The organism is Pseudoclavibacter sp. AY1F1 (genome assembly GCF_002931075.1).
Lineage (GTDB): Bacteria > Actinomycetota > Actinomycetes > Actinomycetales > Microbacteriaceae > Pseudoclavibacter.
Genome location: NZ_PSTQ01000001.1, coordinates 393677 through 416327, shown reverse-complemented (window position 1 = coordinate 416327; position 22651 = coordinate 393677). Strand labels below are relative to the sequence as shown.

Annotated in this window: 28 protein-coding genes and 1 pseudogene; 15 read left to right on the top strand and 14 right to left on the bottom strand. The window is 66.4% G+C overall.

Annotated features, from left to right (window positions below; all coding sequences use genetic code 11):
• Positions 1 to 45 precede the first annotated feature (45 nt).
• From prfB to C5B85_RS01935, 8 genes and pseudogenes are all read right to left on the bottom strand, one after another.
• Positions 46 to 1161 (bottom strand): peptide chain release factor 2, encoded by a 1116-nt coding sequence (gene prfB, locus C5B85_RS01965; protein ID WP_068493209.1) that lies wholly within the window; start codon positions 1159 to 1161, stop codon positions 46 to 48.
• Between the two features lie 54 nt (positions 1162 to 1215).
• Positions 1216 to 1683, bottom strand: a complete 468-nt coding sequence (locus tag C5B85_RS01960) for a hypothetical protein (RefSeq protein ID WP_104284372.1) — start codon at positions 1681 to 1683, stop codon at positions 1216 to 1218.
• Positions 1680 to 2117 carry a hypothetical protein gene (locus tag C5B85_RS01955; RefSeq protein ID WP_146077812.1) on the bottom strand — a complete coding sequence of 146 codons (438 nt, stop codon included), beginning with the start codon at positions 2115 to 2117 and terminating at the stop codon, positions 1680 to 1682. The genes C5B85_RS01960 and C5B85_RS01955 overlap by 4 nt, the downstream gene beginning before the upstream one ends.
• The gene (locus tag C5B85_RS01950) at positions 2107 to 2466 is read right to left on the bottom strand and encodes a TadE family protein (RefSeq protein WP_258070541.1); all 360 of its coding nucleotides are present in this window, start codon (positions 2464 to 2466) and stop codon (positions 2107 to 2109) included. The genes C5B85_RS01955 and C5B85_RS01950 overlap by 11 nt, the downstream gene beginning before the upstream one ends.
• Positions 2467 to 2518: 52 nt before the next feature.
• Complete coding sequence (locus C5B85_RS19065) at positions 2519 to 2695, bottom strand: hypothetical protein (RefSeq protein ID WP_181064230.1); 177 nt, start codon at positions 2693 to 2695, stop codon at positions 2519 to 2521.
• Positions 2696 to 2718: 23 nt separating this feature from the next.
• Entirely contained in the window at positions 2719 to 3657 is a 939-nt protein-coding gene (locus C5B85_RS01945; RefSeq protein WP_104284370.1) for a type II secretion system F family protein, read from the bottom strand.
• On the bottom strand, positions 3654 to 4517 hold the full coding sequence (locus C5B85_RS01940; RefSeq protein WP_104284369.1) for a type II secretion system F family protein: 864 nt from the start codon (positions 4515 to 4517) through the stop codon (positions 3654 to 3656). The genes C5B85_RS01945 and C5B85_RS01940 overlap by 4 nt, the downstream gene beginning before the upstream one ends.
• Positions 4514 to 5362 (bottom strand): annotated as a pseudogene (locus tag C5B85_RS01935) (CpaF family protein); the annotation flags it as partial. The gene C5B85_RS01940 and the pseudogene C5B85_RS01935, both read right to left, overlap by 4 nt.
• A gap of 16 nt (positions 5363 to 5378) precedes the next feature.
• Here C5B85_RS01935 and C5B85_RS01930 point away from each other — a divergent pair.
• The 3 genes from C5B85_RS01930 (at position 5379) to C5B85_RS01920 (ending at position 8827) form a co-directional block, all read left to right on the top strand.
• The gene (locus C5B85_RS01930) at positions 5379 to 6818 is read left to right on the top strand and encodes a recombinase family protein (protein ID WP_104284368.1); all 1440 of its coding nucleotides are present in this window, start codon (positions 5379 to 5381) and stop codon (positions 6816 to 6818) included.
• Between the two features lie 214 nt (positions 6819 to 7032).
• Positions 7033 to 7323: a helix-turn-helix domain-containing protein gene (locus C5B85_RS01925; RefSeq protein ID WP_146077811.1), complete on the top strand. Its 291-nt coding sequence runs from the start codon at positions 7033 to 7035 to the stop codon at positions 7321 to 7323.
• A gap of 106 nt (positions 7324 to 7429) precedes the next feature.
• Complete coding sequence (locus tag C5B85_RS01920; protein ID WP_104284366.1) at positions 7430 to 8827, top strand: AAA family ATPase; 1398 nt, start codon at positions 7430 to 7432, stop codon at positions 8825 to 8827.
• Between the two features lie 196 nt (positions 8828 to 9023).
• Here the strand turns inward: C5B85_RS01920 and C5B85_RS01915 are convergent, their stop codons facing one another.
• Positions 9024 to 9224: a hypothetical protein gene (locus C5B85_RS01915; protein WP_104284365.1), complete on the bottom strand. Its 201-nt coding sequence runs from the start codon at positions 9222 to 9224 to the stop codon at positions 9024 to 9026.
• Between the two features lie 86 nt (positions 9225 to 9310).
• Here C5B85_RS01915 and C5B85_RS01910 point away from each other — a divergent pair, with 86 nt between their 5' ends.
• From C5B85_RS01910 to C5B85_RS01865, 10 genes are all read left to right on the top strand, one after another.
• Positions 9311 to 9736 (top strand): hypothetical protein, encoded by a 426-nt coding sequence (locus C5B85_RS01910; RefSeq protein WP_104284364.1) that lies wholly within the window; start codon positions 9311 to 9313, stop codon positions 9734 to 9736.
• Positions 9733 to 10773: a hypothetical protein gene (locus C5B85_RS01905; RefSeq protein ID WP_104284363.1), complete on the top strand. Its 1041-nt coding sequence runs from the start codon at positions 9733 to 9735 to the stop codon at positions 10771 to 10773. Before C5B85_RS01910 ends, C5B85_RS01905 begins: the two co-directional genes overlap by 4 nt.
• Positions 10770 to 11384, top strand: a complete 615-nt coding sequence (locus tag C5B85_RS01900) for a hypothetical protein (RefSeq protein ID WP_104284362.1) — start codon at positions 10770 to 10772, stop codon at positions 11382 to 11384. The genes C5B85_RS01905 and C5B85_RS01900 overlap by 4 nt, the downstream gene beginning before the upstream one ends.
• Entirely contained in the window at positions 11381 to 12922 is a 1542-nt protein-coding gene (locus C5B85_RS01895) for a hypothetical protein (RefSeq protein ID WP_104284361.1), read from the top strand. Before C5B85_RS01900 ends, C5B85_RS01895 begins: the two co-directional genes overlap by 4 nt.
• Before the next feature lie 181 nt (positions 12923 to 13103).
• Positions 13104 to 13610, top strand: a complete 507-nt coding sequence (locus tag C5B85_RS01890) for an ImmA/IrrE family metallo-endopeptidase (RefSeq protein ID WP_181064229.1) — start codon at positions 13104 to 13106, stop codon at positions 13608 to 13610.
• Complete coding sequence (locus C5B85_RS01885) at positions 13603 to 14052, top strand: hypothetical protein (RefSeq protein WP_104284359.1); 450 nt, start codon at positions 13603 to 13605, stop codon at positions 14050 to 14052. The genes C5B85_RS01890 and C5B85_RS01885 overlap by 8 nt, the downstream gene beginning before the upstream one ends.
• A gap of 8 nt (positions 14053 to 14060) precedes the next feature.
• The gene (locus tag C5B85_RS01880) at positions 14061 to 15014 is read left to right on the top strand and encodes a hypothetical protein (RefSeq protein ID WP_104284358.1); all 954 of its coding nucleotides are present in this window, start codon (positions 14061 to 14063) and stop codon (positions 15012 to 15014) included.
• A 56-nt stretch (positions 15015 to 15070) separates the two neighbouring features.
• Complete coding sequence (locus tag C5B85_RS19735; protein ID WP_104284357.1) at positions 15071 to 16084, top strand: translation initiation factor IF-2 N-terminal domain-containing protein; 1014 nt, start codon at positions 15071 to 15073, stop codon at positions 16082 to 16084.
• Positions 16085 to 16166: 82 nt separating this feature from the next.
• The gene (locus C5B85_RS01870; RefSeq protein ID WP_104284356.1) at positions 16167 to 16439 is read left to right on the top strand and encodes a hypothetical protein; all 273 of its coding nucleotides are present in this window, start codon (positions 16167 to 16169) and stop codon (positions 16437 to 16439) included.
• A complete protein-coding gene (locus tag C5B85_RS01865) occupies positions 16436 to 16930 on the top strand; it encodes a hypothetical protein (protein ID WP_104284355.1) in 495 nt (164 codons plus the stop codon). The genes C5B85_RS01870 and C5B85_RS01865 overlap by 4 nt, the downstream gene beginning before the upstream one ends.
• Before the next feature lie 94 nt (positions 16931 to 17024).
• Here the strand turns inward: C5B85_RS01865 and C5B85_RS01860 are convergent, their stop codons facing one another.
• The 4 genes from C5B85_RS01860 to C5B85_RS01845 all read right to left on the bottom strand — a co-directional run bounded on the left by C5B85_RS01860 (position 17025) and on the right by C5B85_RS01845 (position 19843).
• Positions 17025 to 17372, bottom strand: coding sequence for a hypothetical protein (locus tag C5B85_RS01860; protein WP_104284354.1), 348 nt, complete (start codon positions 17370 to 17372; stop codon positions 17025 to 17027).
• Between the two features lie 67 nt (positions 17373 to 17439).
• The gene (locus tag C5B85_RS01855) at positions 17440 to 17847 is read right to left on the bottom strand and encodes a hypothetical protein (RefSeq protein WP_104284353.1); all 408 of its coding nucleotides are present in this window, start codon (positions 17845 to 17847) and stop codon (positions 17440 to 17442) included.
• A 265-nt stretch (positions 17848 to 18112) separates the two neighbouring features.
• The gene (locus tag C5B85_RS01850; protein ID WP_146077810.1) at positions 18113 to 18361 is read right to left on the bottom strand and encodes an integrase core domain-containing protein; all 249 of its coding nucleotides are present in this window, start codon (positions 18359 to 18361) and stop codon (positions 18113 to 18115) included.
• A 681-nt stretch (positions 18362 to 19042) separates the two neighbouring features.
• On the bottom strand, positions 19043 to 19843 hold the full coding sequence (locus tag C5B85_RS01845) for a hypothetical protein (protein ID WP_104284351.1): 801 nt from the start codon (positions 19841 to 19843) through the stop codon (positions 19043 to 19045).
• Between the two features lie 68 nt (positions 19844 to 19911).
• On the opposite strand from C5B85_RS01845, the gene C5B85_RS01840 reads away from it, so the two are divergent.
• Positions 19912 to 20271, top strand: coding sequence for a hypothetical protein (locus tag C5B85_RS01840; RefSeq protein WP_104284350.1), 360 nt, complete (start codon positions 19912 to 19914; stop codon positions 20269 to 20271).
• Between the two features lie 208 nt (positions 20272 to 20479).
• On the opposite strand, the gene C5B85_RS01835 is transcribed toward C5B85_RS01840, so the two are convergent.
• Positions 20480 to 21427 carry a helix-turn-helix domain-containing protein gene (locus C5B85_RS01835; RefSeq protein WP_181064228.1) on the bottom strand — a complete coding sequence of 316 codons (948 nt, stop codon included), beginning with the start codon at positions 21425 to 21427 and terminating at the stop codon, positions 20480 to 20482.
• A gap of 349 nt (positions 21428 to 21776) precedes the next feature.
• On the opposite strand from C5B85_RS01835, the gene C5B85_RS01830 reads away from it, so the two are divergent.
• Positions 21777 to 22622 carry a hypothetical protein gene (locus C5B85_RS01830; RefSeq protein ID WP_146077808.1) on the top strand — a complete coding sequence of 282 codons (846 nt, stop codon included), beginning with the start codon at positions 21777 to 21779 and terminating at the stop codon, positions 22620 to 22622.
• Positions 22623 to 22651 lie beyond the last annotated feature (29 nt).

Sequence of the window (22651 nt, the reverse complement as noted above, 5' to 3'; positions counted from 1 at the left end):
AGCCTGGCGCGACATGCAGAACACGTCAGACGTGGCCGTACCGGACTACGCGGCGTCGGCGTCCCCGCGCTTGCGCCAGCGGATGCCGGCGGCGATGAATGCGTCGATGTCGCCGTCGAAGACCTTGTCGGTGTTGCCGGTCTCGTGCTGGCTGCGGAGGTCCTTGACCATCTTGTACGGCGCGAGGACGTAGGAGCGCATCTGGTCGCCCCAGCTCGCGGTGATGTTGCCCGCGAGCTCCTTCTTCTGCGCGTTCTCTTCTTCGCGGCGGAGCAGGAGGAGGCGTGACTGGAGCACGCGGAGCGCTGCCGCGCGGTTCTGGATCTGGCTTTTCTCGTTCTGGCAGCTCACGACGATTCCGGTCGGGAGGTGGGTGATTCGCACCGCCGAGTCCGTCGTGTTGACCGACTGGCCGCCTGGGCCGGACGAGCGGAACACATCCACTCGCATGTCGTTGTCGGGGATCTCGATCGACTCGGTCTGCTCGATGAGCGGCACGACTTCGACGGCGGCGAAGCTCGTCTCGCGGCTGCCGGCAGAGTTGAAGGGGCTCATGCGCACGAGGCGGTGCGTGCCAGCCTCGACCGAGAGCGTGCCGAAGGCGTACGGGCTGTCGATCTCGATGGTGGCTGACTTGATGCCGGCCTGCTCGGCGTAGCTCGTGTCGAGGACGGAGACCTTGTAGCTGTGCTGTTCTGCCCAGCGGAGGTACATGCGCAGCAGCATCTCGGCGAAGTCCGACGCGTCGACGCCTCCGGCTCCTGCACGGATCGTGATGACGGCGGGGCGCGGGTCGAATTCGCCGTCGAGGAGCGTCTGCACCTCGAGGTTGCCGATGACCTTCGTGATCGACTTGAGCTCGGCGCGGGCTTCTTCGGCGGTGTCCTCGTCTTCCATCTCGACGGCCATCTGCGCGAGCACTTCGAGGTCGTCGAGGCGCTGCTCGATCTCGTCGAGGCGTTTGAGGTCTGCCTGCGCGTGGCTGAGTGCCGAGGTGACCTTCTGCGCGTTCTCCGTGTCGTTCCAGAGGTCGGGGACGGATGCTGCGGCTTCGAGCTCCACCACCTTCGCGCGGAGCTTGTCGGGGTTGAGCACGGCGCTGATGTCTCCGAAGGTGCTGCGCAGGGCGGCGATCTCCGAGGCGAGGTCAAGGTTGATCATGATCCCCCAAGACTAGCCGCCAGGGCTGTGCGGCGCGGTTCGGCTCGCGAGGCGTCAGGTCAGCACGACCCTGGCGTCGCTGGAGACGGTGAGCTCGACGCCGGCAGGGAGGAGCGCGTGGGCGAGGGGCGGCGACCAGCTCCCGGTGATGACGACGTGCGCGGTGACGCCGTCGGGCGTCGTCGCGGAATCGAGCGTGACGCTGCCAGGGCTTGCCCGCGCCAGCTCCTCAAGCGTGGCGATGGCGCGCTCCTCGACCTTGGACGGGTCGAGCACGGGTGTGAGGTCACCGCCGTCGAACGATACGTCGGCGGCAGCGAAGCTCTCCGAGGCCGAGAGTGCAACTGCGTCGGCGAGGGTGAGGAGTCGCTTGCGTTCGATCGATAGCGAAGTGGCCGCGACGAGGACGTACGCGGCTGTGAGGCCGATCATGAGGTAGACGAGGATGAGCGGAAGCACGCTGCCGCGCTCGTCGTAGGGCCACGACGCACGGACGTGCGAGGGATGGCTGGAGCCGGTCACGTGGAGAGTCCGAACCGGGTGACGGTGAACGAGGACGTCGCAGTCGTCGGAATCGAGGGCGCTGCCGCTCCCCCGGTCAGGTTCGGCGCGAACGGGAGGTGCACGGTGATCGTGACGGTGACGGAGACCACGGCACCCGGGGTCGCACAGTGGCCGTCGGGGCTGCTGCACCGAACTTCCTGCGCGACAGCGTGGGGTTCTATTCCGTGGTCGGCGGCGGCGAGCTCGATTGTCTCCTCGGCGATGGCTTGCGTCTCGGCGGACTCCGGATCCGCGGCGAGCAGGCGCGCCGCGCTTCGCGCCGCGGATTCTCCGGCGATGCTCGCGCCCTGCAGCGCGGACAGGGTGAGCATGAGGTACGCGAGCGGCACGATGAGCAGGGTGCCGAGGGTCAGGAATTCGAGCGAGGCGGACCCGCGGTCGTCAGTCAGCATCCAGCGTCTCCGTCGGTGCATGGCCGGTCACCTCCAGGGTTCCGGGGAGGCCGAGGAGGCCGAGGAGGGGAAGTGGCGAGCTCACCGTGACGGCAACCACCGGGGCCCCGTCGAGCGCGGTGGTGGTTGCTTCGATGTCCGTGGCGTACCCGGAGCCGAGGCTCGCGGTGATGAGGACCGCCGCGCGTTCTTCCCCGGCTTCGAGGCCGCCGCCGAAGAGGCCTGCGTGCCTCGCGCCCTCGCCCGCGGCGTCGAGGAGCGTCGTGCGGACGTAGAGCGCAAATCCAACCTGGAGGACCGTCACGGTGAGCATGAGCAACATGGCCGACACCATGACCCACTCTGCCACGGCGGAACCCGTCTCGTCGCGGAGTCGGAAGCTGCACCCGCGCGGGCTCCCGCTAGCTGAAGTCACTGACCCGGGTGATGGCGTTCTCGAAGACGTCGACGAGGAGATCACCGGCGACCGTCCAGAGGAGAATCACGATCCCCGCGGACATGATCGTGATCAGAACCCAACCGGGGACGTCCCCGCGTTCAGATTGGGCTCGGGCTCGGAGTGCGTGCAGAAACTGCATGGTCGTTCCTTTCGGGTGGGGCGTCAGAAGCTCGTGCGGAGCACGAAGACGGCTGGGTAGAGGGCGAACAGGATGGTCGTCGGCAGGATGAGGAAGATGAGCGGCACGAGCATCTGCACTTCTTTGCGGCCCGCGGATTCAAGAAGGTCGCGCTTTCCAAGCTCTCTCGCATCACTCGCCTGGGCGCGCAGCACCTCGACGAGTGGGGCGCCGCGCTCGAGGGCCGAGATCATGTGCTCGACGCAGCGGTCCAGCGGCAGGTATCTGACTCCCCGCGACATCTCGTGAAGCGAGTCGGCGAGCGAAACGCCGGTGTTCACGTGGTGCACGACCCGAGCGAACTCTTTGGCGAGTTCGCCCGTGCTCACGGTTGCGACGCGCCTGAGGCTGTCGAAGACGCCCTCGCCTGCGGAGAGGCTGAGCGAGAGGAACTCGATCACGGTCGGGAATTCGCTGGCGATGCGCCTATGTCTCCGGTGGGCTGCGCGCCCGAGTGCCTGGTCGCGCGCGAACACGCCGATGGCTCCGAAGAGGAGGGGCAGCAGGATCTGCGCGATGATCGGCGTTCCGCGGGTGACGCCGAGCAGCAGTGCCGCGGCGAGCCCGATGCCGGCAGCGATGAGGCCCCAGGTGACCTGTTCGGCGCGGAAGCGCTCGATGCTGGTGGATGAGCCACTCTGGCGGAGTTGGGCGGTGATTCGGTCGTTGCCGCCGAGGACCTCATCGAGAAGGCTTTTGCCGCGTGCTGCGAGTGGCGCGGCGAGGGTGCCGAGGATCGGGAGCGGATCGGCCGCCGTCTTCCTGACGTCAGCACGGGCTGCTGCTGAGACATCGAGGAGGTGCGGCGCGAGGCGCTCGGCGAGACTCGGCCGGGAGAGCCGGGGCACGGCTGCGAGCATGGTCCAGAGCCCGATGCCGAGGCCGAGCCCGCAGAGCACCGCCCAGCCGAGTGTCTCGTTCATGCGAACCACCTGCGGTCGTCCTTGAGTTTCGCGATCCGGAGCATCACGAGGTAGGCGATGACGGTGACGCCGAGGCCGATCAGGATGACGATCGCGCCTTCGATGCTGTTGAAAGCGATCGCTGCCTCTGGCCGCGTCGCCAGCATCAGCAGGACGATCCAGGGAGCAGCCGAGCCGAGTTTGGCCGCGTTCAGGACCCAGGACTGCTTGGCCTCGACTTCGTGCCGGACCGCCTGTTCTTCCCGCAGGTAGCTGCCGAGGCTCTTGAGGACCGTCGGCAGCTCGGAGCCTCCCACGTCGCGAGACATGCGGAGCGTCTCGAGGATGCGGTCGGCGGTCGGGTCTGCGAGGCGCTCCTTGAGGTCGTCCAGGGCAACCCGAAAGCTACCGGTGAGGCGATACTGCCTCGTGTAGGCGGCGAAGTCCTCCCGCAGCACGGCCGGCCCCGACTCGGCGAGGCCAGCGACGCCTTCCGGGAGAGCAACGCCTGAGCGGACGGAGGCGACGAGGTGATCGATGACGTCGGGCCACACGAGGCGGTTCCGGTTCCGTCGCTGCGTGGACCGCAAGCGCACGATCAGGAACGGACTGGCGCATCCGGCGACGAGCGCGATGAGAGCGACGGCGATGACCCCGGTCACTGCCAGGCCCGCCGCGCTGAGCGTGAGGCCGAGCACGATCGCCGCCCCAACGAAGACGGCGACAGGGACGCGTTCGAACCCGGCGCGTCTGAGGTCAGCCCGGAAATCGGCGATGCGTGAGCTGCGGCTCGCGGCGCGCTCCTCGCTCTGCGGCCAGAGCCAAACGCTCAGGATGGTGGAGACGCCGGCGCCCATGATCAGCGCGAGCAGGACGGTCACAGCGACCTCCGCAGCACGCGGGCCGCATCGAGACCGTGGGCCTCAAACTTCGCGGCCCGGGGCGGCGGAGAGCCGGTCGACTCGAGCTGCCCCCGTTCGCGACGGAAGAGCGTCGCCGCTTCGATGACCTGTCCCGTCACGACGCCGGTCGGCGCAAGGACCTCCCCCACGTGCCGAGAGCCGGACGCTGTCATCTCGAGGTGCACCACTAGGTCGATGCAGCTCGCGACCGTCGGCACCACAAACGCGCTGTCGATGTTCCTACCGGCAAGCAGCGGCAGCGTCGACAGCTTGATGAGCGCGTCCCTGGCCGAGTTCGCGTGAATACTGCACATCCCGGGCATTCCGCTGTTGAGGGCGATCAGGAGGTCGAGGCTCTCGGCTTCTCGCACCTCGCCGACAACCAGCCAGTCGGGTCGCATGCGCAGCGCCTCTTTGATCAGCCGCCGTAGCGTGATCTCGCCCGTTCCCTCGAGGCTGGCCTGCCTGCACTGCAGCGCAACGACGTCGCGGGCGACGAGGTCGAGCTCGAAGGTCTCCTCGACGGTGACGATCCGCTCCTCGCTTCGCACAGAGGAGAGGAGCGCATTGATCATGGTGGTCTTGCCCGTATGGGTCGCGCCCGAAATCAGGATGTTGCATCCCGCCAGCACTGCCAGCTGCAGGAACTCGGCCGCCTGCGCGGTCAGCGCCTCCCGCTCGACGAGGTGGGAGAGGTCGCGGATGCGCCGTGTGAACTTGCGGATGTTGACAGACGGGTAGCGACGCGTCACCTCGGGGACGGCGACGTGCAGCCGTTCGCCGTTCGGCAGGGACGCGTCGACAAACGGGGAAGATAAGTCGACACCGCATAATTGACATATGACGCGAACAGCAGCCTCAAGCAAGCTCCCGGTAGCGATCTACGCCCGAATTTCCCGGGACCGCGCGGGTGCGGGCCTCGGTGTGGAGCGCCAGGAGGCCGACTGCCGCGCGCTCGCGAAACGCCTCGGTTGGGAGGTCGCAGCGGTCTACGTCGACAACGACATCAGCGCGTACTCGGGCAAGCACCGGCCGCAGTACCGCGCCATGCTCGAGGCCGTTCGCGCGAGCGAGATCCAAGGTGTGCTCGCCTGGCACACAGACCGCCTGCACCGTCGCGCCACCGAGCTCGAGGAGTTCGTCAGTGTGGCCGAGGCGCACGACCTACAGGTGCAGACAGTCACGGCCGGGCCGGTCGATCTCACGACGGCCTCGGGCCGTATGGTCGCCCGCATGCTCGGCACCGTCGCACAGCACGAGGTGGACCACGCCCGCGAGCGCATGAAGCGAGCCAAGGCCCAGATGGCGACAGATGGGAAGTACCGCGGTGGGCTGCGCCCCTACGGCTACGAGTCCGACGGCGTGACGATCCGAGAGGAGGAGGCAGCCGTGCTGCGCGAGGCCACACAAGCCCTGATTGCGGGCCGGTCTCTGGCAGGCATCGCTCGCGAGCTGAACGAGCGCGAGCTGACCACCTCGACGGGCAAGCCGTGGACCTATGCCCGGCTGCGTGACGTGGTGATCCGCCCGCGAAACGCGGGCCTCCTGTCGCGCGGCATCCCCGGCCGCACCCTCGAGATCGTCGGGCCCGCCGTGTGGCCAGCCGTTGTCCCTGAGGAGACTTGGCGGGCGCTTTACGCCGTCCTCTGCGACCCCTCACGCCGCCGTCAGGATGGCAACGACACCCGCTGGCTGGGCTCAGGGCTCTACATCTGCGGACGGTGCGGCGGACGCATGCGACCGGCGCCGTACGGCGGCACCGCCGCGAGCAAGGGACGCAACCGCAAGCACCTGTACCGCTGTGTCGAGTCTGCGCACCTAACCATCAGCGCAAACCACACCGACGAGTTCGTGCTCGGCGTCCTCGCTGAGATGGTCCGAGACCCGCGCATCGTCGCCGCCATGCAGCCCGGCGACACCGCCTCGTCCCTCGACCGCGAGCGCCGCAGCGCACTCGCTGCCCGACTCGCTGGCTTCGAGGGCGACTATGCGCTCGGCGTGATCACTGGCGCGCAGCTACAGAAGGCGACGGCCACCGTCAGCGCCGAGCTTGCCGAGATCGACGCTCGGCTCGCCAAGACCATGCGGCGTTCGACCTCGGCCGCGGTCCTCGAGGCGAACGACCCGGGCGCGGCGCTGCTCGAAGCCCCTATCGACGTGCAGCGAGCTGTCCTGGCGACCGTGCTGCGCGTGACGATCCAGCCCACCGCGCAGCGCGGCTTGCAGTGGAAGTCCGAGCGAGTGCAGATCGAGCCGGTGACGGGCGACAGCGACCGCTAGATTGCGGCGGTTTTAGGCGTTTCCGCACTAGATGACTGACCTACAGAAGCGTAGAATAGCCACGAAGCATGATGCGAGCGCTGACGTAGCCCCGATGGGCCGTCCGGAAGAGTGCTCAGCCAGAGGTACGGCCGCCACAAGGGCGCGGCCCCGGAGCTGAGCAGGCCGTTACCAGACCAACTGCGGGCATGCATGATCCTCTCTCGGAGAAGTCATGCCCTCTACGGCCTCTAACCTCAGCGACCCATCTCGCTACTGTCCGCGTGCAGCCGCCGCCGCTCTGTTCAATGTCTCGCCGTCTGCCGTGCGCGGGTGGGCCGAGCGCGGTCTCATTACGCTTTACCGACGCGGCGGCCGCGTCTACGTCGACGTGCTCGAGATCGAGGAAGCGCTCACCCGCCACGGCCGCCGCGTCATGCGCGACGGTCGCGGACGCTACAAGCGGCTGCCTCGCACCGTCGAGTCCGCCCGGCCCGCCACTCCGAGCGACCGGGCCACCTCGTGAGCGCCACAACGCCGCAGCAGGCGGCTAAGAAGCTCCCCCGACTCACTGACGAGCAGGCCGCGCGCATCGCGGCCCTACTCACGTCCTCACGACGGGCGGCGAGCGCATGAACGACGCCCGCTACCGCTACTCCCGCGGGAAGATCGTCAGCCCTCTACCGGCACGAGCATTCATCCAGCACGAGTGGCTCGGCAGGCTCGAGCTGTCAACGCGCGAAGAGGTGGTCAAGATCGCGCGACAGCTCGAGCGGGAGACGGACGACGAGTCGCTGCTCATTCGCATGATCACCGAAGGCCGTTACTTCGACGCTCCCTGCGACGACCCCGACCGCGAGGAGAAGTCGCCCGCGGCCACCCGCCAGATACGTGCCCTGCTCCTGGGCACCGACACCGGGCTAGCTTCTGTCAGCCCTGTCGCTCCACAGGGGCCGCCCGCTTGGCTCATTCGCGACGTGTGGGAGGCGGGCACCTTCCCGCAGCTCTCGGGCAACAGCAAGGCAGGCAAGAGCGAGGTCTGCCTCGACGTAATCAGGACGCTGGTAGATCCCTCGCACCTGTTCCTGGGAAGGTTCGAGCGCGGTGACATCAACCCCCTCGAGCTCGAGTGCGGCGTCGTCTACCTGAACATGGAGAACCCTCCGAACGCCATCGAGGAAGCGCTCAAGCCGCTTGAGGCGGTGCCCTTCGAGTTCAGTGATGGCACCGTGGGATCGGCGCGCGATCTCGTGACGGTGTACCACCTCCGCGAGACTCTCGGCGGACCGTCCGCGTTTGATCCCCGCGACCCGGACAAGTTCGAGGCATGGCGCCGCGTGCTCACAGGCTGCGACGAGTGCGACGGAGAGGACAACTGGGGGCCGTTTGCCGTCATCGCGGACAACGGCACAGCAGTACTGCGTGCCCTCAGCGAGAACATCCAGGAGCACATCGGCGAGTGGTTCGAGGCGCTGCGTCGGCTGCTCGCTGAGATCGACACACCGCAAGGCATCGGCGTCGCTCACGCCACGATGGACGGCAAGAACGCCCTCGGTGGCACCATCTCCTCGGCGGCATCCGACGGTGAATGGACCTACTCACGCCGGGGAACGTCAGGCGCGGCACCTCGATTCTTCGCGATCTCGCCCCGGCTCGGCCCGGTGCCACCGCTGCCCGAGACACGCGTGACCAGGGATGCTGACGGCCGCCTCCGGCTCAGCGGTGCCCCGAGGTCGACCGCGGTCACCACGGGCGCTGAGGAGGCGTACGAGGGCTCTGAGGAGGTGCCAGCGTCCCCGGATAGCGAGCACGAGGCCGCCGTGCTTGAGCTACTGCGCGCGGCGGGCTCCGAGGGGCTCGGCAAGACCGAGGTGACGGGCAGGGGGAACGTCGGCAGTCAGCGCCGAGCCGCTCTCGTTGCTCTCGAGGAGCGAGGCCTCGTCGTCACCCGCTCCAAGGGCCGACGCACCCACTACCGGGCCGTTGAGTTCGTGTCCGACACAACCTCTACCGGATCGGACACACCATGACACTCACTACCCCGGCTCCTCGTACCGACGTGAACTGTGGGCCAGTGGCCCTAGAGGGTGGTGTGTGGCCTTGGACACCCACCCCTCTAGGACACTGGACACAGGACACAGGCGGGAGCCCAGGAAAACACTGGGGAGAAGAAAGCCTAGAAACCTCGAGTGTCCCGACTCAGGACACTCACCGAGACACACCTCGTCAGGCGCTTCGCATCGGGCAGGCGCGTCCCGTCCTCGGGGTTCTAGCACTCGCGGCGAAGTTCGTGACGTGGGCTGTCATGGCCTGGCGATACGCCTCGGGCTGCCCGTTCTTGCGGAGCTGCTCAGCGAGGCGCAGCGAGCGCGTCGCCAGTGCTCGAGGACTCGGCTGGTACTTCGGTCGGTCGGCTGGCGTTGGCATCTCGGTCTCCTCCTCGCGGTGCTCACCACTACAGCACAACCGCTTCGACGGCGTCGGTTCCGCGCTCGCGACCTCGGGAGGCGAGCATGCCTGAGACGCCCATCTCCCGCTGCACGCATGGGCTCGCGAACTGCCTCGAGTGCAAGGCACGGGAGGTGCGCGTGCTGCGCCTCGCCGTCGCCGCTGCCTGCCCGAACCCCGCGCACTGGCACGCCCGCCAAAGTGTGCCCTGCGCGCCGCCGAGCGAGCGGCACCCTCGCGGCACCGCCTGCCCCGACCGACTGCGCTACCTGTTCGAGCACCAAGCGGAGCTGACTGCTCGAGCAGAGCAGCTGCAGCGCGCGGCCGTGCGTCGGGATCGCGCCGAGTGGCGAGCGCAGGTCCACGAGCGCAACGCCGAGCGCCGCCGCAGCCGCAACGCCGAGATCATCCGCACGATCCACCACGCGGCCAGCACGCCGACGCACGACGCCACCACGACCGAGAACACCACCACCAGGAGCACACCATGACCACGCAGCACACCAACGAGACCGAAGCCGACACCCTCGCCGACCGCATCGACACGACCGACACCGCACCCTCGGGCGCAACCAGCACCAAGCCGAGGCGCAAGCCGAAGGTCTCCGTCGTGAAGCTCAGGGCAGGGCACCTCGCCTGCTCGCTCTGCGGCCAGAGCGTCAACATGGATGCAGCAGGCTGTGGTCCCGTTGAGCGGTTCACGAGCTACGCGCGAGGCGTGGCCCCTGGTGCTGACGACCTCGAGCAGATGATGAACCAGCGGCACGGGGCCGAGACGACCCTCGAATTCGCCAGGTGCTCGGACTGCCTCGAGCTGGGCGCGCTCGCCGCGACCATCCTCGACGAGCATCCCGCCGTGCAGGCACGCCTCGGCTCGCGTTCCATCGGGCTCGAGCGCGTCGAGTGCGCTCTCGCCGCGCTAGCGGCCCTCTCCTGTGCCCAGCAGGCTCCCCGCCTCACCAAGACCGACGGCGACCTCCTGCGGCTGCTGCGTCTCCTTCACCAGCCGGGTGCCGCCGTCCGCTGGGCGACCCGCCTCGTCCCCTTCACGAGGTGGAACGCCGACCCGGCGGGCTGCTCGGCTGCGCCCTGGTCGCACCTCGAATATGACCCTGAAGCCGCCGCCAAGCTGCGCACGGCATATGCCCGGCTGCTGCGCGAGCGCACCGAGCGCCCGGAGTCTTACCCCTGCCCGACTGTCGGTTGCGTGCTCTGCGGCGTCGGAGCAGTGACCTCGTTGCCGACGCAGGCCAGGTACGCCTGGCAGGGCGTCACCTATCGTGGCGCTGAGCTCCACGCGTGCCGCACCTGCGCGGAGGCCATCAGCTTCGCAGGGGTCGTCGGTGCAACGGCTGTCGACCGCGCCGTGTTCGAGTATCTCGAGGTGCCGCTCGGCGCCCGCTACGGTTACGGCGTCAAGGCGACGGCCTGGGCCGACCTCCCAGGCGCCAGCACCCCCAACGCGAAGCCGTGGCAGCACCTCGGCAACCTCGCCAAGCTTGCCCGCGAGCTGGGCGTTAGGCCATGAGCCACGGTCGGGGCACGAACGGTCCAGGGCATGGTGGCCCAGCCCGCGGCGGTGGCACGCGTCCGCCGTTCCCGCCGGGGCACGTCGTTACACTGCGCAGCGGGCACCGCTCCCCTCGGGTCTACGGCGAGCTGTCGCAGCAGCTCGCCGCGGGGCTGATCGAGGATCGGCCCGACCTCGCTACCTACCCCGAGGCCGTCGCCGCCTGGGCGACGGCCGAGGCACAGGCGTCGCTCCTGCGTCGTCACCTCGAGGAGGTCGGCCCCATCGACCCAGCCAAGAACGAGCCACGCCAGGCCTCGCTTGCGTGGCTCGTGAAACTCGAGCGCCTGGCACGGGAGCACCGCACCACCCTCGGCCTCGATCCTCGGTCCGAGGCGGCGCTCGCGAAGGACCGCGCCGCGGCTTCGGTGCTGGCGGTCGACCTCGGCCAACTCGCCGAGCGGGGCCGCGCAGCCCTCGACGCGCGTCAAGCGGCCGGCATCGAGCCGGCGCCTGACCTGGCCGGCATCGCGCTGGCCGGCGTCATACAGGCCGCACCGCGCTTCACCACGACACCCGAGCCCTCAGCCGAGGAATCTGACAACAACGGCGAGGAGCCGACACCATGACCAGTAGCGCAACCCCTGCCCCCTCAACACGAGGCGAGGCTGGGCTCGACCCGCTCGCGCTCGCCAGCGCGTTCGTCCTCGAGAACGGGCAGACATGGGGCACGGTCGCGCTGGACTGGCAAGAGCGCGACGCCCGCGCGGTGCTCGACACAGATGCGACCGCGCCTCGGCGGCACTACCTGCTCCGCGGACGCGGCATGAGCAAGACGACCGATGTCGCCGCACTCGTGCTGGCGCTGCTCGTGACCACCGCCCCAGCACGCAGCCGAAGCTACATCTACGCGGCTGACGGCGATCAGGCGGCGCTGTTCACCGACGCAATCGCGGGATTCATCGCCCGCACGACCGGGCTCGCGGGCGCCGTCGACATTGGTGCGCGCTCGGTCACCGTGCGTGGCACGGGCGCGACGCTCACCGTCGAGACCTCGGACGGCGCATCCGCATTCGGGCTGCGACCCTGGCTCGTGGTGGTCGACGAGCTCGCCCTCTGGCCGACGACGGCCAACTACCGCCGCCTCTGGTCCGCCATCGTGTCCGCGCTGCCGAAGGTGCCCGACTCCCGGCTCGTCGTCATCACGACGGCGGGCTCACCGACAGGGCTCGGCGCCGAAGTCTGGGCCGAGGCCGAGCAGTCATCGCATTGGCGCGCGGCGCGCACCCCCGGCCCCTCGCCGTGGTGGTCCGCCGACGATACGGAGGCTGTGACCGGCTCGCTGACGGCTGCCGAGTACCGCCGTCTGATCCTCTGCGAGTGGGCCGAAGGCGAGGACGCGCTCACCACGCCCGACGACATCGCGGCAGCCATTCGGTCAGGCTCGACGAGCCTGCCGCCCCGGCGCGGCATCGAGTACGTGGCCGCGCTCGACATCGGGACCCGCCGTGACCTCACGGCGCTCGTGGTCGGCCACTCGGAGCGTCGCGAGACGGGGCGCGTCGTCGTCATCGACCGCGTGCTCTACTGGCGCCCCCGCGACGGGCACGGCGGACGCGTGGACCTCTCCGAGGTCGAGGCCGCGACGCTCGCGCTGTGCCGTGAGTACCGGGTCGCGCGTCTCCGCTTCGACCGAATGCAGGCCGAGCAGCTCTCGGCCAACCTGCAACGCGCTGGCATCCGCACCGAGGAGTACGTGTTCAGCTCGGCGGGTGCGAACCGCCTCGCTCGAGCCCTCGCCAGCGCTCTGCGCGACCGAGCTCTCGAGCTACCCGACGACGACGAGACCCGCGCCGAGTTCCTCGCTACGCGGCTCGTAGAGACAGGGCCGTCGACAGTAAAGCTCCAGAACCCACCAGGCCAACACGATGACATCGTGGCGGCGGTCGGCATGGTCGCGGTCGATCTTGCCGCCAAACCCGAGACCGGCCGAGCTTCGATCTCCTCGGCTACTCACGCCAGGATTCCGCGCAGGCTCCCCACCGATCTCGGCAGACGTGTTTCGCTCCCCCTCCCCGCTCAACTCCGCCGCGCCGCGCAACAAGGGCCGCGCATCCCAAGCGGGGCCATCATCATGCCCGGCACTGCGAATAGCCCTCCGAACTAGCCCAATCACCGCTGCCGGTGACCAATGACCGCGTCCCGGCGCCACCGGTGACTGGATCGGGATGTGCCGCTGATCTCGACGTGGCAGGCGGTTGCGCGGAGATTGTTAGTCCTACACTTGGCCCAGTGGTGTCCGGCCTGGATCGCATGGATTCCACTCGACCTAGGGCGAGGTGATGCGGGTGAGCAGCAAATGGGGCGCGCCAGAAAAGGCAGCCAAGCGATTGAGAATCGACGCATGGAACCGCGACGGGCAGATCCACTTCCCAGTTGACCCGTTCGCGATCGCCGACAAGCTCGGTATCAAGACCAGCCGGGGAATCCTGGACGCTGACACCGCCGGATTCATCGTCAAGCGACACGGTGCGGACCAAGTCCGCGCCGTGGTCAACGCGAGCGATGCCCCTGTAAGACAGCGATTCACATTGGCGCACGAGCTCGGTCATTACGTGCAACACAAGGACGACGCGGAGCTTGGGTTTGTGGAAGAAAGGGCTGTGCTGTCCTCCACCGGGACGAGCTGGCCAGAAATCTGGGCTAACAAGTTCGCTGCCGAGCTCTTGATGCCGCGGGCGACCGTGGTCAAGTGGTGGGCCTCCGACAGGACAGTGGAAGATATGGCACGCAGGTTCGACGTGTCAAAGGCGGCGATGCTGCACCGGATCAAGAACCTTGGCCTCAATGCCTGACGCCGAAGAACTTGCCAGGCTTCAGGCTGACGCACAAAAGATCGAGGATCGTCGCCAACTGGACGACGACGAAGGACCCGATCCAGATGACACGTCGAGTCCTGAAGAGGGTTCTTCCGAGGCTCTCGCGGCCGTGCGGCTGAGGGTCGAAAAACGCAAACTCAAGCAACGTGCGCAGGACATGAAACTGCGCAAGAATCTCGCTTACTGGGCCATCGGCTTCGTCTGCGCTCAGTTGGTGTTCGCAAACCTATTCTTCGCGATCTACCTGGGCCACAATGCCGTCAGACCAAATCCAGCGATCATGATTGCTTGGCTCTCAGGCACAGTAGTTGAGGTCATCGGTATCCTGTGGGTCATCGCGCGGAGCCTCTTCCCCTTCAAAGACAAATCCCGCAGCAAAGCATCAGAGAAAAACCCGCCAACGCCACCAGCAGAATAGGGGTTCAGATGGGACTCCTCGCCTCGCTCTTCGGTAAGAACAAGTCGCAGCCAGCAGCTCCGAGCGCCTGGCGCGGCCCGGGCGTCCTCGTGCGGGTCGCCTTTCGTGACCTAACCCAGCCGAGCCCGGGGCCGGACTGGGGAGGCACCTACACCTACGTATGGGCGGTGCGACCGGCTCCCGAGGTCGGCGCGCGCGCGTTCGTCCGAGACCAAGAAGGCAAGCTAGCTGCTGTTGTCGTGACCGCCTTCGGAACGCCAGCGGACCTGGTCGGATTCGAACCCGCCCAGATTGTTCGAGCTGCCACCAAGCGGGAGCTTGCCCGCACGAGCCAGGCAGCTGCCGAAGCAGCAGATTCTGACGGCATCTGGCTGGACATGATGCGAAGGCAGGCAGGGCTCGCGGCCGGTCGGCCGCAGCTCCCCGATACCGCGCCGAGCGGTTATCCGCCCATCCCGCCCGCGGAGGGCACTACCCGTAGCGCGGAGCAGGCCGATGCCTTCGGCCGCGCATGGTGGCGGGCATACAAGCACGACGACGCGGGAGCCGCGGCGCCGCGGTTCAGAGAGCTGGGACAGCACTGGTACAGCGTTCGAGACGCCATCATTGATCCAGCTAAGGCCGCCGCAGACGCCGAGCGTAGAGCTCGGGAAGCCGAGCGACAGCGTGTCGGGCTCGTCCGTGGGCGATTCTTCGCCGAGTGGGCTGAAGAGGTCCAGCAGCTCAAGCGCGAGAACCGCCTCGAGGAGGCACATGCGCTGCTCGTCGAGTGCATCGGAGCGACCTGGCGGGCCGATGGCAACCGTCCCGCCGCGTGGCCGTTCGAACAGGCCGCCGTCGTTCTGCGCAAGATGAAGCGCACCGAGGAAGAGGCGGTCGCGCTCCGCGCCTACATGAGCGGCAGCGCCGAGCCGAACGCGAAGCTAGTCGACCGCTTAGCTAAGCTAACGGCCTTGACCTGAATAGTCGCTAGCTACTCGACGCTGGAATCCATCTTCGGTCTCGCTATCATCGGCACATGGCTAAGCCGAGGATTCACGAGATCGCTCACCAGCTCGGCGTGCCGCCGAAAACGCTCTTGGCATTCATGAAAAGGCACGGGGAGTTCTTCAAGAGCGCGTCCTCCAGCGTTGAGCCCTCCGTGGCCAGACAGGTCCGGAGGCTCTGGGAGGCCGAAGGGCGATCGTTCAATCCGTTCGCAATGCCGAACGCCGCCCCTAAGGGACCCGTACCTGACGCTGTTCGAAATGACCGCGCCACGAGTTCTGGCCCGCAACCGCCCCACGAGTCCTTCGTGCCAGTACCCCAGCTTCGAGGACTCTCTCAGCGTCTCTGGCTCCCAGAACTCATGCCGGAGACAATCGACGAGCTACTGCACCTGCTCCACGGCTTCGCGCTCAAGAGACGAGGCATCTCGCTCCTAGCCTCCGCCGCTCAAACGCGCGAGTTCCTGTTCGTCGGCCCCGGAAATGGGGCTGCAATCCAAGGGGCCGCGACGCATTCGCTGGAATCGGTGACTCCGGGCGGCATTGCCTACCTAGCCGACTCAGAACAGCTGCTGTTTTGGTCCGGCGAACTCTGCGGGGTCGCAACTTGGAAGCACTTGTGCTCTGGCGCAGCGGATGCACGCCTCCGCCCCGTCGCAGGGCCGAGCAATCCCGCCTCGTTTCTTCGCGCTCTCAGCGCCCTTCGGGCGAAAGCTGCACCTCGTTCGGACTTGGCTGGCCACTCTGTCCGCCACGTTTTCTCTGGCGCTGAGACCAGCGACAAGAGGGTCCCGGCCACCGTGCTCTCGTTTCGAGCTCTGACGCCGCCCCTCGAACACGACCCCAACCGGCCATCGAGGGAAATCCACCGGAAAAACCCCGACCGCCGGTGGAATGTCAGCGGCCATTTCAGGCAGCAATGGTACCCAAGTAGCCAATCTCATGAGCAGATATGGATCAAGCCCCATGTATCCGGACCTAAGCAGGCCCCGCTAGTCACGGTAGATCGAGTGCAGGTGTTCCTAGGTACTAGCCAGCCAGGGTAGGAAAGCTATCCATGGGGCGTTCGGGTGCTACCAACGCTGACGCCGAGGACCTCCGCGGAGCAACTCAAGAGAAAGCAATTAGATGAATCCCCCACCGCTCGACATTGAGCCACCAGCCCGCGGCGTGCGCTACCGCCTGCGAAACACGGGCGACGTGACACTGACCCAGGTCACCATGCAGGAAGCCTCCCGAGGGTTCGTCAAGCTCCGCCCGCAGGACGCGACTCTAGGACCGGGAGCGTCGCTCGAGTTTGTCTACAGCCCCGGCCAGGGTGGACGGGCTGGCGAACTACTCGTGTCGTGGAGTACGCAGCCGACGCCCGTGCCGCTGCGCCTCCCAGAGCCACTCTCGTGACCGAAGGACCGGCGGAGTGGCTCGGCGCCTGGGCCACGGTCGGCGGCACCGCCGTAGCCGCCCTGGTGGCGCTAGGTGCGGCCGTGAGCAGTTGGCTGAACCGCAAGAAGGCGAAGGCGTCGGCTGACGCTGCGGAGGCCTCGGCAAAACGCAGCGCGAAAGCGACGGAGCGCATAGCCGCAGCGCTGGAACTGAGCGAGGAACGGCGCGAAGCCGAGCAGCGAGTGACCTGGCGCGCGTATCGCAAGCCGGGCGAGCTAACCGGCACCGTGTTCGTCCTCGCCAACATCGGCAAGCGTGCAGCGCGCGGTGTTCGCATCGAGGGCACGGGCCAATACGGCACGCTCGTCGAGGGCTGGCAAGAATCCATCGACATTGAAGGTGAGACCTCGAGGCAGTTCAAAATTGACGTGCGAGTGACGCTGGCGCCGCCTGACTTGCGGGTGTTCTGGACCGAAAACCCCGAGGGACAAGTCGTCCACGTCGACTAGCAGCGGCTCAATCTGCGCGGCGTGCCCCGTCCTCCGATTCCTAACCGCACCCGCTCGCCTGACCGACCGAAACTAGCGACGAATCCCGCGCGCGCTATCGCTCGAGCGGCTGCCCGTTCGCGTCGACCGGCATGCCAAGAGCCCAGGACACGTCCTGACGCAGTCGCGGAGTTCCGTCCGGCCCAGGCTCGTTGAGCGTCCAGAACGCTCGCGAACGGTCTGCCTCGCTCAGCCCTGGCGTCGCCAGGAGGGTAAGCAGGTTCTGAATGCGCAGCTGCTGCGCCGTCTCGAGCTGCGTGAGCATGAGCACGCGCTGCTCGCGTCGCTCGACTCCCATCGCAAGAGGCCACGCCCACGCGTATATCCCGCGAGCTTCGGTGAAGTAGTCCGAGAATCGAGGCTTAGCCTTCTTGGGCTCCTCTGGGGCGTCTTTGCGTCTCATGCCGCCATTCAAGCGCTCCCCTCGCCGTCTGCCAACGCCCCGGGGAACTCCGACACGCCGAGATATGTCAATCTCTTGGTTTCGACAAGTCCACGCGCCGACCGCTCGACTGGAGCATCCGCTCGATCAGGTCTCGCAGGTCGTTCTCCGGGACGACCGTGGAGGTCAGTTCGGGCACACCTCCGCGAGCGACGAACACGCGTGATGGTGCGTTGATCCAGATCTCCTCGATCTCCGGATCGTCGAGATACGGCTGCAGCGCGCCGAAGCCGGTCACCCGCGCCAGCACCTCACGCGTCGTCGCCTCCTCGTCGTGCACAAGCGGCAACGACGAGCCGAGCGCCTCCTCGGCATACCCACGCACCTCTTCACGAGCGATGTCCGCGGCACGGGCACGGTCGCCGCCGAGGTCGATGCCCTCCAGCAGGACACGACGACGGATCCGATCAGTGATGGTGCTTACCGCGATGCTCACGCCGACAGCATGCCGAAAAGCGAAAATCCCCGCAGAAGTTATCCACAGGCCCCGCGAGCCGGCCGCAATGAACCCCGGATTGGCGTTCGGCGAGGATTGTCAAGCTGTGGGGTGTCATTCTGACGGTGTCGTGAGCTGTTCGTCGGGGAGGTTGATGCCGACCTGGTGGGCTGGCCTCGGGGTGCGTGGTCGTGTGCGGAATCGCGCGGGATGCCTGTTGTGGTATGCCTGGAGGGCGTGGTCACGCCTTGCCCAGACCCTGATGTCAGGAGCCGTCATGGACCTGCTCGGGCGTGAACAGCGCGATCCATGAGTGCCGGTGCTCGGTGTCGTAGCAGAACACGCAATCGTCGATGTAGGCGCGGGCCGAGTCGGAATCGGCGAACACTTTCGGGTAGCCCGACCGGTACTTCATGGTCCGGGACCCGGCTTCGGAGAACGGGTTGTCGTTCGAGGTATAAAGCAGGTTGTGCGGCACGGTCACATCATGCTCGGCGAGCGCGTCGCGCAGCAAGGTTGAGCGCATCGCAGCCCCGGAATGGGCGTGGACGATGTGAGGCCCGCCATGAGTGAGGATTGCGTTCTCGAACGTTTCGACCGCGAGATGGTCAACTCGAATGGGGCGGGTGGGGCCTGCGGCTGCGGCAAGGTTCCTTGGGATTCATCCTTGCCGGTTCGGATGGATTGCTTGTCTACTGAAGGGACCTGACGAAGCTCGCCGTCACGGTGCCTTCAAAGAAGCTCCCCACCTCGCTCGGCGCCTGAAGCGCAAGGGTGCTTGGCCCGTCGCACGTCAAGGACAGAGCTACAAAACGAAGAAAGCCCTCCCGTGCAGCAACAAACGCTGCGTCGGGAGGGTTTCTCGGATACGTGTGCTGAGCGGCGGAAAGTGCGCGACGGACGAAATGCGTTCTCGAAGCTCAGACCAGCGCGACGCGGCGCTCTCCTGGTCGCACTTCTCTTCGTACCTTTGTGAGCCACGTTGGAAGACAAGCAACCGTCCGTTCCACGTGAACGCGGCACTGGTGGACGATTCGCTGCGTTGCGTGGGCTGCGAGCTGGAAGCTCTCGTCCTGGTCGGATGTCATGAGGTGCCTCCGTGGCGTCGTGCCCGATACTCTTCGTCAGTTCCTTCGCGCGAGCGCGCGCCCTTGACCGAAGGGGATTGTCGCGGGCACCGATGCGCACTACTTCCCTAACCTGCGTCCAGGTACAGCGTCATCCAGTTCACGGTCCAATCACCAGACTCGCCGCCGACGTAGATGCTGGGCTGCCAAATCAGCTTGCCGTCGTAGAATTCTGCCTGCGGATAGCAGTAGTACTGCGCGTCGTGCGCGGCGAAGAACGAAGCCCCGTACTCGCTGTGCAGCTCGTGATCGGCAGGTAGGCAGATCGCCCTGCTCTCGTTGGCCCAGTCACGGGTGAGCAAACGCTTCGGCGTTTCGTGGTCGCGAATCTCTGCGTAGATCTCCGGCGTTTGTGACATGAACTCGACCGTGATCCAATCACCGGTCTGGATCGCGGTGAAGAACTTCCCTGCGGTGACGCTCACCTCAATGAGCTCGGGCATGCGAAGTCGCAGCTCGAACGTTGTTGAGTTCATGTCGCTCTCGTTGATGCCGTCCCAGTCCGAGACTTCGGCATATTCGATGACCCCAGACAGGCGCATGGTGCCGCAGCAGTTGGCTTCCCCGGGGTATTGGCTGGCCCAATCGAACGTAGCTTGCCCGGTTTTGTGGTTGGCTTCGTACGCGGACAGGTTGGGGGCTTCTTGCCAAGCGAGGTTCCAGACCATGTCACGCTGGCCACCAGTCTCGACCGCCGGGTCGACCGCGCCGAGGATATTCAGCGCAGCGTCGTAACCGACAAGCTGATCCGGCCATTCAGCACCGCCCTGGTCGCACGTGAACTCCGCAACCGCAGCGAGACCACCAACGTATGGTGCTGGATTCAGCGCCACGAGGCTGGATGGATCGCGGCCCGTGCCGTCGCTCATCAAGGGAGCACCCCCTCGAGGCGACCGAGTCACCCGAGAGTGTAGGTGGCACCTCCCACACTGAATGTTTGTTCGAAGCGCACCAACCAGGCGGCGAAATCGTGGTCGCTGAGCTCGTCACGTCCGACGAAGCCCTCGAGGCATTGGCGCCTCGCTGCGCGCTCATCACGTATCTGGGCATGGACGAGCAGGAGCTCACGCGCGAGACCACGTGGATGCCGCTCGCGACGGCACCTCGAGATGGCGTTTCCTGGCTCATCTGGTCGAGAGTCCCGCCGTGCTATCCGGATGAGAGCCCCACGCTCCCAGTGCGTGGACTCAGCGAGATGCGCGTCGTCGTCGACGGTGTCGTGTACCGGTCTCATCGAGACAATTACCTGAACAGTCCGCCGGATGTGCTGCCGCAGGGTGGCTGGATGGCGTCGTGAAGGGAAGTGCGTCCGCAAGACCAACCGAGGCTGCGATTGCTCGGCGCTGTTCTTCTCTTGGCCCTCTCTCTGATCGTCACCATCGTTGTGAGTGCTGTTCTCGAAACGGCGGTGCGAGGCAGGACTGGCGTCGACGCCGAGATCTGATGCATTCTGACGGGTCTCGCGACAACTGCGTGCGCAAGAGACAGCTGACTTTAGCGCCCTGTCATGGTGTGACCTCCTGGTTCGTCTCCTGCTCGGACGTCTCAGCAGCGATGGCGCGCCTCATGGTGACGGAGCTTGCGAAACCGCTGCGCAGTGCGACTTCGCTCGAGGGCAGACCAGGCATCTCACGCTTCAACTCCAATGCCTTCTGCACACGTCGGGCACGAAGCATTCGGCCAGGAGTCGCCCCGGAATCACGCAGTCGGCGTTCGAGGGCCCTGCGAGAGAGACCGGCTTCACGTGCGATCCCGTCCACGGAGAAGCTCGAGTCATGGAACCGGTTCTCGACGATCAGGTGAACGAGAGCGAATGTGTCCGTGTCCTGATGGCTTGCGATGTCTCTCGACTCGACGACCAGGGCAGTGGCTGCAGTCCTGAGGAGCGCGCGCAGAGAACTCGATGACTGCGGATTCGATGGTTGTGGTCTCTTCGCGGCAGCTTCCAGAAGGCCGAGCACACTCTGCCGCACGATGCCACCAGCGGAATGGTGCCAGCTCAAGCGCGTGGAGTCCACCTCGCTCACGTCGAACGAAAAGAGCGTGACTTCGAAGCCTCGATCCGCGTGCATGACGACGCGTTCGGTGCCGGGTGGCACGATCGCCAGTTGCTTCGCCTCAAGCTCTATTCGACGATCTTCGGAGGTGATCAGTAGCGAACCACGCTCGAGGAAGACGGCCAACCCACGCCCGTGGGACCAGGAACGCTCACGCTTCCAAATGAAGTCGACAGGCGAGCACCTCCAATGCGCGACAACGTACTGGTCGAATCGGAGGATCGTCACCTCTGTTGTGACGGATCCGGTCGGAGCGAACAGGTCAACGCCCGCTCTGAGCACGGTGTCGATGGAGGGAGGCAGCCGTCCTTTGTGGCGGAAGGAGTGTGCTTGATAGCCCGGGAACGAGCCCCAACCTCGGTCTTCGTCGTACTTGACGTTCGCGTTCTGCTCCATTGACCCTCCTATGACAATCGAATCCTGCGCACGGGGACACCTCAACACCTGAGCATGCTCGCGCCCACGTGCGGCGGGCAACGTTCGCGGGTACTCAGCCGAAGAGTTGCACAGATATCGTCCGAGCGCGGACCTGCTTCCAATTCTCACAGCCGCCTTCAGTCGTGCTGCTCTTCCTTCTCGCCAGTTCTTCTCAAGAGCCCATTCGCGTGTTCCTGGCTCCCTACGATTTACTTCGGACCCAAATTTTGACGTGCAGCGCCAATTGCTGGCACGGGCAGCGCCCCTCCCCCACCCCACGCGAGTGCGCCCAGAGCGGAGCTCGTTCTCGTCCTTGAAAGGACCTCGTATGTCAGACCTCACGCAGGACCCGACACCACGCACCGCCCCGGCCATCGTCGGCAGGCGCACACTCGTCGCGGGAGCCGCCTGGTCAATCCCCGTGATGGCCGTGGCCACCGCCGTGCCGCTCGCAGCAGCCTCAGCCTGCCCAACGGCCGTCTTTGACGCTGTGTTCGTGACGAACTCGGACACGGGGTCGGTGAAAGTGCTGAACGCGACGAGCCCCGACACAGCTGACACGTACACCGTGCGGATCACATCGGCGCTGAGTCCTGGCACGACGACGACGCAGAATGGCCAGTCGTACAACTTCAGCCAGAACGGCTCCGGCTGGAACGGCGACAATCCGGAAGACGGCAGCGGCGACTACACCTACTCCGGGTTTGGCCCGGCCGGTGCGATCGTACTGAACCAGCGCAAGGAAGGCACCACCACACCCATCGGCCCGGGTACAGACAGCCAGACGCTGACCTTCGAGTTTCTCGACGCATCGGGTGCTCCGATTTCTGCCACGAACGTCGCGATCGACATCTTCGACGTCACCTCAGTTGCAGGGCAGATCTGGCGCGCGTCTTACTGGGACGCCGTCGGTTTCAGCGTCGCACCTGCGTCGATCGTTTCGGAGCCGTCGCTCGATCAGGGAGCAGGGGCCGGTACGCTCGCTGACCCCTTCCGCAGAAGCGGCGGCCTCTTCCCCACGAACCCGATTGGGCTGCCCCAGTACCAGGACGAGTTCCGCTTCGACTCTTTCCCGAACGGCAGCACTATGGACTACACGTCCTACAACGGGTATCAGGGATGGCACTTCATCGCCATCAGCTCGATCAGATTCACCGCGCAGATCGCCTGCTAGGCCTTGGCTCCGACGCTAAGCACATGCCG